Here is a 10941-nt window from a genome sequence, read left to right as displayed (position 1 = left end):
TTTATTATTTATTATTTATTTGAGTTTAAATTATATTTTAAATTCATAATAAACAATATATTATGGTGCGTTTAAATATATAAAAATATTATTACATTGAAATTTAATTTATTAGTAGATTCTCATAGACAAGAGCATGGCTGGGAATTCCATTGGACAGAAGAAATTGGCTGAACCAATCCTCTTTAGGTTTCCCGCATTCTTCAATGGCATTGAAACTCTCACAACCACAGATAACCGAACAAATCGCTATGGTGAGCATGTCGATAAAAGAATACTATTTGTACGGTTTGTACGGTTAAGCCAGTGGATCAGCGAGATTATGTACTGAAAGCACGCTGTTGATCCAATTGTTCAAGTTAGCCCATTTGCTCTGGTCTGATGAAACAGGCTCTTGATCTTTCCATATCAAGTGACACCATACTTCCCTTATATCCCTGACTCATCCATTAGTTCTAAGCTATAACTTTATTTTATATAACTATGATCTCTTATTGCCATATCATAAATAAAACAATCACATAAAAAATAAATACTTTTTGAAGTTAGGCTATATACCTAATGGATTTCAAATTGCATCGCAACGGCAAAGGCACGAATTTGCCAAACCAACAAAGAGATAAATAACTTGAAAGACGAAAAGTATAAAATATAGGAACAATATATGACTCCATCCTGGCTCAGCTTAGCGCTGGATTCCCTTTGGCCAATGCTTTACGCAGGCCTGACATTCACTATTCCCCTCACCCTGATTACATTTGCTCTTGGGCTTACACTGGGATTCATTGTTGCCCTGATCAGGCTTTATGGCCCTAAACCACTGGTTGCAGTCGTACGTTTTTATGTTTGGTTGATCCGTGGAACCCCCTTACTGGTTCAGCTATTCCTGATATTTTACGCCTTGCCTAGTATCGGCATTACATTGGAAGCATTCACTTCTGCCGTGATTGGTTTTACCCTGAATGTTGGTGCCTATACCTCGGAAGTGATACGCGCAGCTCTGAATTCTGTTCCCAAAGGACAATGGGAGGCTTCCCACTCCATCGGTATGAGTTGGTGGCAATCTTTACGTCGGATTGTGTTGCCACAAGCGGCAAGAGTTTCGATTCCTCCATTGTCCAATACCTTTATTTCACTGGTAAAAGATACCTCATTAGCTTCTGTCATTACCGTGCCAGAGATGTTCCTGGCTGCACAACGCATCGCTGCCGTGACATACCAACCAATGATCCTGTATACCGAAGCCGCTATCCTTTATCTGATCCTGAGTTCATTGCTATCGGCACTGCAAGTTCGTCTGGAAAAGAAATTCTCCCGGCAATACTCTCAAAATAGCAATAATAAGGAAGCCAAAGATGATTCAGCTCTCTAACATTGAAAAAAGTTTCGACGGGCAAAAAGTGCTGAAAAACATTAACCTGACTATTCAGGAAGGCAGTCTGACAGCGCTTATCGGGCCTTCTGGCAGTGGAAAAAGTACTCTGTTGCGTTGCATTAATCTGTTAGAAATTCCGCAAGCGGGTCAACTGATGATCGGCAAGGAAAAAATCACATTTACGGGTAAAGAACGACTACCTCACAAAGAAATCCAGCGCTTTAGCCTGCAAACGGGTATGGTATTTCAGAATTTCCAGCTTTTTCCTCATCTCACTGTAATTGAAAATATCATGGAAGGGCTGATTTGGGTACAGAAATGGCCGCGTGAACGCGCCAGAGAACGAGCAATCGAATTACTGGAAAAAGTGGATATGTCCCATAAGGCTGATGCCTGGCCAACCACATTATCAGGGGGTCAGCAGCAGCGTGTTGCCATTGCCAGAGCGATGGCCCCATCTCCCAAAGTATTACTATGTGATGAACCCACTTCAGCCCTTGATCCTGAGTTATCGAAAGAAGTCGTCTCAGTATTGAAACAACTTGCGGACGAAGGAACAACCATGTTAATGGCAACACACGATCTGCGTCTGGCGGCTAATCTGGCTCATGATGTTGTCTTTTTGGAATTCGGTGAAATTATTGAATCAGGAAGTGCCAGGCACATGTTTACCCGCCCAAATCAACAGCGTACCGTCGAGTTTATTTCAACCCTGACAGAAACCTTACCGGATTGGGAAATCTAGAGCACCGTGCCACCGTTAGTCTGAAAAAATTTAGTTTGAATAAGTTGATTTGAAGAAAAATTGCTTCGGAGAAAGACAATGAAAGTATTCTTGAAATTATTACTGGCTAGTGCCGCTGCCCTTGCTATTTCTGCTACCAGCTATGCCGGTAAAGATTTTGATGCCATAAAATCTTCTGGTGTCTTTAAGATTGGAACAGAAGGCACATATCCTCCTTTTACCTACCATGATGCCACCAACAAGCTCACGGGTTTTGACGTGGATATCGCCAGAGAAATTGCGCATCGCCTAAATGTCAAACCCGAGTTTATGGAAGTGAAATGGGATGGCCTGATTGCGGGGCTGGATGCCAAGCGTTTTGACGCCGTGATTAACCAAGTGGGCGTCACCCCAGAGCGGAAAACCAAGTACAGCTTTTCGATTCCTTACTCAACATCTCAAGTTGCCTTAATCATCAAGGATAACAACAACAATATTAAATCATTCGCGGATCTCAAAGGAAAACGCTCAGCTCAGTCTCTGACCAGTAACTACGGTCAGTTAGCAACATCTTATGGGGCTAATTTAGTCAGTACGGATGGCTTTAACCAATCCATTGATTTAGTTGTCACCGGACGAGCAGATGCCACCTTAAATGACCGTCTGTCATTTTTAGATTTCAAAAAACATCGACCTAACGCACCAGTTAAAATTGTTGCACAGCAAACTGATGCAAGTAAATCTGCCGTTTTATTGCGCAAAGGTGATCCTGAATTGGTAGAAGCTATCAATAAAATACTACAAGACATGAAAGATGACGGAACCTATGCCCGTATTTCTGAGAAATATTTTGGCACTGATATTTCGAAATAATTCATCACTCAATTCGTAACACTACGGCATCGTTATGATGCCGTCTTATTTTATCATTTTAGTGAATTCTTTTTGTTTACTTATTTTTTCAATGAATATCAAGCTAATCATCATACCTCAACAACATCATGATAATCTGAAGCAGGATTTCAATATCCACGCTTTTTATTATCGTATTTTCCGAAACACACCTATTGTCTCGGATTATCCTTAACCAGAAAATAAAAATACAAAGAGTAAAAGAATGACCAAAATCACAACACACAACTACATCATCCGTCCCATCATCCAACAGGATAATGCAGACATTGCTGCTGTTATTCGTGAGGTATCTGCCGAACATGGTTTAACCGCTGACAAAGGTTTTGCTGTCGCCGATCCTATTCTGGATACCCTCTACGAAGTTTACAATCAGCCACGTAGTGCTTACTGGGTTGTTGAAATGGAGGGTAAAGTCGTTGGAGGTGGGGGAATTGCTCCACTGGCAGGCGGTGACAATGATACCTGTGAACTACAAAAAATGTATCTTTCATCGGTGTTGCGGGGAAAAGGCGTCGCCAAACAAATCGTACAACAATCTCTGGCGTTCGGCACAGAACAAGGTTTTACACGCTGTTATTTAGAAACTACGGCAGAGCTGAAAGCAGCCATTGCGCTATATAAAAAACTGGGCTTCAGCTATCTTGACGAACCATTAGGCAATACCGGGCACAATGATTGCGAAGTCAGAATGATCAAGACACTATAACAAGCTCTATAGCTTATGGATTTCAATAAATGAGCCCCACGGTTTACGCGGGGCATATATTAGTCAGCCAATTCTTGAAAAGAAGTTAGTGAAGTCTGGGTTCATCTTCATCTGGGAAGAGAGCACCATTATCATCTTCATCATCCGGCGCATTCGGATCTTCAAAATATGTACCCCAACCATCGTAATTCACGCCGATTTTTTCAGCCAGATCCAACAGTTGCTCAACCTGTACATTAATCAGTTCAGCATCCAGACGGCTTTCACTGATCACATCGCAACACATCAAAACTACGCTATCTTCTGTTTCCAGCTCTTCCGCATCTGTCACTTCATAACCCAGTTTAAATGCTTCAACAGCCGCTTTTTCCAGACGATCAAAATCCTCTGCCGAAAAATGATGTTCAATGATATAAAGCGCATCAGGATCACTACCATCTTCCAATAATTCTTCGATGATCAAGCGAGTTTCTTCGCGCTGTTCTTCTAATGCATGTGGGTCTGCCATGCCAATCCCCCTGTCAGTTGGCTATCCTGTTTCGCATTCTCCCATCTTTTCCCTACAAAGGATATAGCTATCCAATTTTGTTAAACAGAAAATACAGGTCGTAAATGACTGAATCCCAATTATCCTAATAATCCTCAAATTACCGATTCACATTATAAGGGTTGTAATTAGATTTTTTATCGATATATAGTGAATATTAATTCAATATTTTTCCCATGGAGAAAATGCTGTATGAATCCATTTTTCCAACGCCACTTCCTGAGATTACTTGATCATAATCCCTCAGAAATTGATACACTTTTAACACTGGCAGTTAAATTAAAAGCGAATAAAAAATCCGGAAAAGAATTTCCCTTACTGGCAGGAAAAAATATCGCCCTGATTTTTGAGAAAGATTCTACCCGTACACGCTGTGCGTTTGAAGTTGCAGCCCATGACCAGGGAGCAAATATCACTTACTTAGGCCCCAATGGCAGCCAGATCGGCCACAAAGAGTCTATCAAAGATACTGCAAGAGTACTTGGGCGTTTGTATGATGGTATTCAGTATCGTGGCTATGGACAGCATATTGTCGAAACATTAGCGAAGTATGCTGGTGTTCCTGTCTGGAATGGGCTGACAAATGAGTTTCATCCGACTCAACTGCTGGCAGATCTAATGACCATGCAGGAACATAGCCAAAAACCACTCACAGAACTAAAACTGGCCTATCTGGGTGATGCACGTAATAACATGGGTAATACAATGTTAGAAGCAGCCGCATTGACAGGTTTGGATCTGCGTTTAGTCGCTCCGAAAGCCTGCTGGCCAGATCCTAAGCTGGTGGCCGAATGCCAACTACAAGCCGAAAAAACGGCGGGTAAGATCATACTGACAGAAGATATTACAATGGGCGTTAAAGATGTGGATTTTCTCTATACCGATGTTTGGGTTTCAATGGGAGAACCTAAAAATGTCTGGCAAGAGCGGATTGACTTATTAAAGCCTTATCAGGTCAATATGGATGTCGTGAAATTGACAGAGAATCCGAATGTGAAATTTCTGCATTGCCTGCCAGCTTTCCACGATGAAGAAACGATACTTGGTAAACAATTAGCGGAAGAGTTCAATCTGTATGGTGGGTTGGAAGTCACTAATGAACTGTTTGAATCAGAACACAGCATTGTGTTTGATCAGGCAGAAAATCGTATGCATACCATTAAAGCTGTCATGGTAGCAACGTTGATACAAGAGCTGAATTTGTGATTTGATGTGACAACCATCAGCAATCCATCACTACTTAAATGACCATTTCACTGTTTTTGAACCACATTATCAGGCAGCCATGGGGATAACGCTTCCATAGTCTCTCCCCCATGATTTTTGAATTCAATTTACCGTGCAAGGCTGCCTCAATCCTCAAGCATTATCAAGGCCATCGGATAATACCATTTAATTATAATTTCATTATGTTACTTTCTGGTAGCGAAATAACCCATTATCTGTATTCTGAGACCCTCTCTAATCAAAAAATCATCTAATCTTAAGTTACCAGTTTCACAGAACGACAATCGATATATAAGATTAATTAGATGATGATAGGAGTTCGATATGACAGTATCATTACCAAATAACACGGAAAATGAATTACTGAAAATATGCCAGGAAGTACTACTCGTAGAATCAATGGGTATTAAAGATGATTTTTTCAGTCTTGGGGCAGATTCCATCTCATTAGTTGAAATACAAATTTCTATTGAGGAAAATTTAGGAAAGAAAATAGATTGGAGTGACGTACTTAGATTCAGAAACGTCGAATCCCTCGCTGCTTTTATTGATTCCAGTTACCGCCTTCCACCTCAAGACAGAAGGGAAATTGAATGGCATGGAGTAAAATATGCTTTTCGTGTTATTGGTGATATAAATACCACGACAGTAGTCCCCAAATTAATTATCGCGGGCGGTTTCCAGGATATGTACTCCTTACCTCATCTTGAATATCTTCTCAAAGATGACAGCCCTTTAATTATGGTTGATTTACCGGGAATAGGATCTGCGGACAATATTCCAGACAACAAAAGCTTTGAGTTTCTTGCCGAATGTACACGACATATTTTAGATGTTCTTTCCTTGCAGACAATAAACCTCATTGGTATTTCATACGGTGGGGCTATTGCCCTGGCTTTTACCTATCAATGGCCTGACAGGATTAATAAAGCCGCCTTAGTTGGCACAGCACTTACTCAGCCACTTCACATTCGAAACAGACTAAATGCAGCGTTACAATTACTCGTTGAGGGAAAATATGAGGAGTCTGTTGAGAAGATAATTTCAAGCCTTCTCTGTCTCGAACCAGGCATTGATATATTAGGAAAAGAAACGACCTATAAGCTTTTGAAAAAAACACTATTAGAATCAACACAACATCAAGGAGAAAGATATAAGCATCTCCAAATGCATCTTTTGAACCAAAAGAAATATGAGAGAGCAGTCAATTTTGACAAGCCCGTTTTATTTACAACCGGTGAATACGATATCATCACACCGCCTGAAAATGTTAAAATTTGCGCCTCTATTTTTCCAAACTCACTATTTACCACCATAAAAAAATCAGATCATCTCGTCATGGTGGAACGCCCAGATGTCCTGGCCGATCTCCTTATTCAATTTTTTAATGGGGAAGATTTAATCAAAAATAACTTAAACGATATTGAATATATCAATTAATAATGACTAAAAATAAGGATACACCCTACATAGCTGTCATTTTTCAAGTTACAGCTTTGTTGACTGCATCCATTTACCCTGAACACAAATTACCCTGAACACAAGGTTAGCGCCGACTTAACGCCAAATTAAACGCGAAAAATAAAAACAATCCGCCAGTCGTGCGATTCATCCATTTAATAACGTTCCCACGACGTAAGATGTGGGAAAGAGGCCGGGTAGCATAAATCAGGGCCAATGCCCATAGCGTGCCGAGTATGACGTGAATTGCCACTAATCCAAATGTCCAGATAATGGGTGAATGCCCCTGGGGAATAAACTGTGGTAAGAAGGAGACGTAAAATACACCCACTTTTGGATTCAACACATTTCCCAACATTCCTTTGACAAACCAATTCGACGTTTTCACAGAAGAAGCGTTTTCTCCACCAAGATCTGAGTTAGGCCGCCAGATCATCTGGAGCCCCAACCAGCATAAATACAATGCACCGCCCCATTTCAGAATGTTAAATGCCAGTTCAGATACAGCAATTAACGCCCCTAAACCAAATGCCACCATCGCTCCCCATATCAAACATCCGGTATCGATCCCAAGTGCAGCCTGAAAAGCTTTTTTCCCGCCTTCTGCTGCGGCTGTTCTTAAAATCAAAGCAGTATCTAAACCAGGGGTTAGCGTTAACAGTGTAGCCGCAACTGTAAAGGCAAGTAAGGAATCCAAAACTGTCATTTTTATCTCCGAAAATAAGAGCACGAAAGAATGCTTAATTATGATGTTATTTCATACTCATATATTCGACAGGAACAGTTTTTGTCAACTAAACTCCGTTACGAACCGAAAGCTGACACATTTGATATCCTCCCCCATCCTAAAGCTGCTTGAGTATAGTAAGGAACAGAGAATATATCAGAGCGTATTTATCTTACAGGTATATTAATTCCAAGTATATTAACTCCAAATAGTGCTGAAAGGCGTCTCCCTCTGCCGTTACAAGTTTTCAAACCCAACGCGGCACTCAATCAGGATTAATACCCGTGAATTAGGCAACCATAAACGCCAGCAGGGAGTCCATAACTATTATTTTTTATCCTTAAGGATAAAGGATAAGACAACATTTACTCATGAAGTTAAATCACACTTATCTATCGATTTGATCCATATTTCCCCTCAGTAATCGGCATTCTTTTATTTATTTTTTTGTTTTAGCATCATCTCATTACCCAACATTTCAAATAGTTATCAAGTAATTCCTGATTAAGTTCACAGTTATCGCTAAGCTCACAACGCGCCAATGTTTCATTAAGTTCAGATTCAATAAATGTGTGAATTTTCGGCTTACGCAAACCATATTTTGCCTCACTTGCAGATCGTTTAATTCGCAGCAGATCGGCAATTTCTGCTTTTAATTGAGGATCATGTACTGTTCCTTCCACCAGCGTTTCAAAATCTATCGGCGGTACACCCTTGCCCATTTTAATCCAGTGGGCAGCCAATAACGGGCGCAATACGTAGAAATATTTTTTTAACCGGACTTCTTCACCTTGCAGATAACTACGGAAATTTTTCTTCGCCATTGAGAGATAGTGGTAACGCGCTTTAATGTCCGAAAAGAAATGTGGCACCAGCGTTTTCAATCCATTGGTTGCTGCCGCATTTGCCTGGTAGATGATGGGGGAATCCAACCATTCCATTAATGTTGGATTTGCCTGTTTCAGTAATTTTAAGGCCTTGCGTAACTCCCAACCATTGATATCCAACTTATCGTTAATTGACTGTTTAATAACATCCCGTCCTGCTTCTACTCTCAAATACCAATCCATAGGATGGACATAAATAAACCGCACGTCGTAATCACTATCGGGTGAAGCAAAACCCCACCCACGGCTACCCGATTCACAGGCGTACAATATGTGCACGTCATATTTTTTCTCTATCTTATCCAGTTCCCTCTTGATACGCTTTTTCATTACTAGACTGACTATTTCCCTTTCCATTTTTTCTTACCTATTTCTATTTACTATCCTTTTACACAAACGACCTGACGCAAAACATGTGCAACTTCCACCAGCGAAGACTGGGCTGCCATTACTGCATCAATATCTTTGTACGCCATCGGGATCTCATCAATCGCATCGCTATCTTTACGATACTCTACATGAGTAGTAGCTCTTTTCTGTTCACTCACGGTAAAGCGTTTTTTCATTTCCAGCGCGTCATGCCATAATCCTTTATCTCGTCCTCCACGGTTTATATTACGCCCATGTGATACAGCAGCTTCGATAGCATGACGAATATTCAACAAATTACCCGGTAAATCTGATGCCACCAGCGAAGTACAGGCTGCCATCATTACACAGCCGATATCTCCCCCAACTGCCGCCGGGATAATGGCACCAGTCTCTTGCGTCAATGAGTTATAACCGTTGGTTTTCATTTCAGTTGTTTTCATTTCAATTGTTTTCATTTTTGCTCTCCTTTAATTGCTTAGAACTCCATGCGACTTCATCAGTGCGTTAACACTTATCGTTATTGCCAACCTTGTTATTACCAATCCTGTGCTAACTTTAGAAAAACATAAAAACATTTTTTATTATTTTGAAAAATAATCGTTTTTATTTTTACCTATTTTCGACAATAGTTTTTTCCATTTGATTTTCTTATCTTTTTGTATCGTTATTTGTAAATTAAGATAATCTAATGATAGGAATAGGGATGAAACGCAGAGTTGCTATTGGCGTTTTGGCTATAACATTAGACAAACGCAGACCAGATTGAGCATGGCCGTCCTGTACTCTTCCGCACCGTTTTTATCAACAGGGCCAACAGGAACCAGTCGCAGGATAAAGCGTATAGGAGAAAATGACATAGAATTGAGAGTACTGGGCACCAGAACAGGTATTCCCATTAAAGATCGCAATATCACCAGCCTTATTTTGGAATTACAAGCGATCCACAATGCATTGTGGATGATCCCCAAACTAGAGAAGGTTTTTATCACCCATTTACACGGTGATCATATCTTTGGTTTGCCGGGCTTATGGTGCAGCCGATCAATGGGAGGCCCTACAGCCCCTTTAGCATTATATGGCCCAAAAGGAATACGTCAGTTTGTAGAAGAGCATGATAAACACTGCACTTGTGCCCAAAAACCGAATCAGGATGGTGTTCCCCGTGGCCCGTGAATCCACTGGGTATAACTGCTAATTACATCATATTAAATAGCTTAGAAAACTCCCCGGATAGATCGTGGTTAAATATACTGCGCCGATAATAATTTTCCCATAATGTTTCATCTGAAACCCAAGGCGGATAAATAGGTTCCTGATTCAACCAAAATTGTATTTTGCTAGCAACGTTTCTATTATTTCTGTGCCTGTAAACCCACCTCAGTTCTTTTGCAGTTATGGAATCTCTTGTTTTATCTACGACTTCTCTTATATTTATTTCATCAAGGATGAAGTGTATATGCATATCCCCAGTAAGTTGACAATTGCTCATTGTTACCCATGATAACCCTCCTTTACTTTTCCTTCCTATAGTTACATTATCCTTATTTATATTTTCATCAAGTACAGTATAATATTTATTATTTTTTCTAAGATGAGAATAGAAACTTTCTTTATATTCTCCATATTCCTCAAATGCAACAACATTAAGATAGCGTTTATATTCATTTGCCCTATTAATAAGACATTGAGTGGGGGTTCTTTGCCTATTTCCCATTGAACGCTTAAAATTATCTAAAAAAGACACCATTTCTCTCTCTTCAACCGGAATTAAATAATAATTAATCATTGCCGGTTTAGAGAATTCTTGTCCAGAAGTAGACTTGGTAAGATTATGTTTAACAATTTTAAATTTATCAACACGACTGATATAACGCTCTCTTTCATCAGTTAAACCGTATATCAGATCACCCTCAAAAAACGCATTTCTAAAAGGAGGAGAAAATGGCATATACCACCCTCTTATTTGATAAAAAAATCAATATATACCAATCGTCATTGAA

11 protein-coding genes and 3 pseudogenes are annotated in these 10941 nt (G+C 40.0%); 7 read left to right on the top strand and 7 right to left on the bottom strand.

What is annotated here, in order from left to right:
* Positions 1-103: 103 nt before the first annotated feature.
* Positions 104-268, bottom strand: coding sequence for a transposase family protein (locus AAC147_RS00775; RefSeq protein ID WP_420883244.1), 165 nt, complete (start codon positions 266-268; stop codon positions 104-106).
* Between the two features lie 396 nt (positions 269-664).
* On the opposite strand from AAC147_RS00775, the gene AAC147_RS00770 reads away from it, so the two are divergent.
* The 4 genes from AAC147_RS00770 (at position 665) to AAC147_RS00755 (ending at position 3720) form a co-directional block, all read left to right on the top strand.
* Positions 665-1372: an amino acid ABC transporter permease gene (locus tag AAC147_RS00770; protein ID WP_047684606.1), complete on the top strand. Its 708-nt coding sequence runs from the start codon at positions 665-667 to the stop codon at positions 1370-1372.
* A complete protein-coding gene (locus tag AAC147_RS00765; RefSeq protein ID WP_047684604.1) occupies positions 1356-2120 on the top strand; it encodes an amino acid ABC transporter ATP-binding protein in 765 nt (254 codons plus the stop codon). The genes AAC147_RS00770 and AAC147_RS00765 overlap by 17 nt, the downstream gene beginning before the upstream one ends.
* 78 nt (positions 2121-2198) lie before the next feature.
* Positions 2199-2972 (top strand): amino acid ABC transporter substrate-binding protein, encoded by a 774-nt coding sequence (locus tag AAC147_RS00760; RefSeq protein ID WP_047684603.1) that lies wholly within the window; start codon positions 2199-2201, stop codon positions 2970-2972.
* Positions 2973-3216: 244 nt separating this feature from the next.
* On the top strand, positions 3217-3720 hold the full coding sequence (locus AAC147_RS00755; protein ID WP_047684601.1) for a GNAT family N-acetyltransferase: 504 nt from the start codon (positions 3217-3219) through the stop codon (positions 3718-3720).
* A gap of 85 nt (positions 3721-3805) precedes the next feature.
* On the opposite strand, the gene rraB is transcribed toward AAC147_RS00755, so the two are convergent.
* Complete coding sequence (gene rraB, locus AAC147_RS00750) at positions 3806-4228, bottom strand: ribonuclease E inhibitor RraB (protein ID WP_047684598.1); 423 nt, start codon at positions 4226-4228, stop codon at positions 3806-3808.
* 231 nt (positions 4229-4459) lie between these two features.
* On the opposite strand from rraB, the gene argF reads away from it, so the two are divergent.
* Together argF and AAC147_RS00740 are read left to right on the top strand one after the other, a co-directional pair.
* The gene (argF, locus tag AAC147_RS00745; RefSeq protein ID WP_047684596.1) at positions 4460-5473 is read left to right on the top strand and encodes an ornithine carbamoyltransferase; all 1014 of its coding nucleotides are present in this window, start codon (positions 4460-4462) and stop codon (positions 5471-5473) included.
* 345 nt (positions 5474-5818) lie between these two features.
* Positions 5819-6934, top strand: a complete 1116-nt coding sequence (locus tag AAC147_RS00740) for an alpha/beta fold hydrolase (protein ID WP_047684592.1) — start codon at positions 5819-5821, stop codon at positions 6932-6934.
* Between the two features lie 106 nt (positions 6935-7040).
* Here AAC147_RS00740 and AAC147_RS00735 read toward each other — a convergent pair whose 3' ends face one another.
* The 4 genes and pseudogenes from AAC147_RS00735 to AAC147_RS19980 all read right to left on the bottom strand — a co-directional run.
* Positions 7041-7661, bottom strand: coding sequence for a LysE family translocator (locus tag AAC147_RS00735; protein ID WP_047684590.1), 621 nt, complete (start codon positions 7659-7661; stop codon positions 7041-7043).
* Positions 7662-8140: 479 nt separating this feature from the next.
* Positions 8141-8926, bottom strand: coding sequence for a nucleotidyltransferase domain-containing protein (locus AAC147_RS00730; RefSeq protein WP_047684587.1), 786 nt, complete (start codon positions 8924-8926; stop codon positions 8141-8143).
* A 23-nt stretch (positions 8927-8949) separates the two neighbouring features.
* Positions 8950-9132 (bottom strand): annotated as a pseudogene (locus AAC147_RS19985) (RtcB family protein); the annotation flags it as partial.
* A gap of 63 nt (positions 9133-9195) precedes the next feature.
* Positions 9196-9366: pseudogene (locus AAC147_RS19980) on the bottom strand (RtcB family protein); the annotation flags it as partial.
* A gap of 430 nt (positions 9367-9796) precedes the next feature.
* Between AAC147_RS19980 and AAC147_RS00720 the strand changes: the two are divergent.
* A pseudogene (locus AAC147_RS00720) lies at positions 9797-10048 on the top strand (MBL fold metallo-hydrolase); the annotation flags it as partial.
* Between the two features lie 88 nt (positions 10049-10136).
* Here the strand turns inward: AAC147_RS00720 and AAC147_RS00715 are convergent.
* Entirely contained in the window at positions 10137-10889 is a 753-nt protein-coding gene (locus AAC147_RS00715) for a hypothetical protein (protein WP_047684582.1), read from the bottom strand.
* Between the last annotated feature and the right edge of the window lie 52 nt (positions 10890-10941).

This window comes from Xenorhabdus sp. NBAII XenSa04, assembly GCF_963866145.1.
GTDB lineage: Bacteria > Pseudomonadota > Gammaproteobacteria > Enterobacterales > Enterobacteriaceae > Xenorhabdus > Xenorhabdus indica.
The sequence above is the reverse complement of the archived record's forward strand: the minus strand, read 5'-3'. Positions and strand labels throughout refer to the sequence as shown.

What these genes read in the sequence shown, in the direction of transcription:
- AAC147_RS00770 (WP_047684606.1), top strand. Translation starts at nt 665, where the DNA reads ATGACTCCATCCTGGCTCAGCTTAGCGCTGGATTCCCTTTGGCCAATG.
- AAC147_RS00765 (WP_047684604.1), top strand. Translation starts at nt 1,356, where the DNA reads ATGATTCAGCTCTCTAACATTGAAAAAAGTTTCGACGGGCAAAAAGTG.
- AAC147_RS00760 (WP_047684603.1), top strand. Translation starts at nt 2,199, where the DNA reads ATGAAAGTATTCTTGAAATTATTACTGGCTAGTGCCGCTGCCCTTGCT.
- AAC147_RS00755 (WP_047684601.1), top strand. Translation starts at nt 3,217, where the DNA reads ATGACCAAAATCACAACACACAACTACATCATCCGTCCCATCATCCAA.
- rraB (WP_047684598.1), bottom strand. Translation starts at nt 4,228, where the DNA reads ATGGCAGACCCACATGCATTAGAAGAACAGCGCGAAGAAACTCGCTTG.
- argF (WP_047684596.1), top strand. Translation starts at nt 4,460, where the DNA reads ATGAATCCATTTTTCCAACGCCACTTCCTGAGATTACTTGATCATAAT.
- AAC147_RS00740 (WP_047684592.1), top strand. Translation starts at nt 5,819, where the DNA reads ATGACAGTATCATTACCAAATAACACGGAAAATGAATTACTGAAAATA.
- AAC147_RS00735 (WP_047684590.1), bottom strand. Translation starts at nt 7,661, where the DNA reads ATGACAGTTTTGGATTCCTTACTTGCCTTTACAGTTGCGGCTACACTG.
- AAC147_RS00730 (WP_047684587.1), bottom strand. Translation starts at nt 8,926, where the DNA reads ATGGAAAGGGAAATAGTCAGTCTAGTAATGAAAAAGCGTATCAAGAGG.
- AAC147_RS00715 (WP_047684582.1), bottom strand. Translation starts at nt 10,889, where the DNA reads ATGCCATTTTCTCCTCCTTTTAGAAATGCGTTTTTTGAGGGTGATCTG.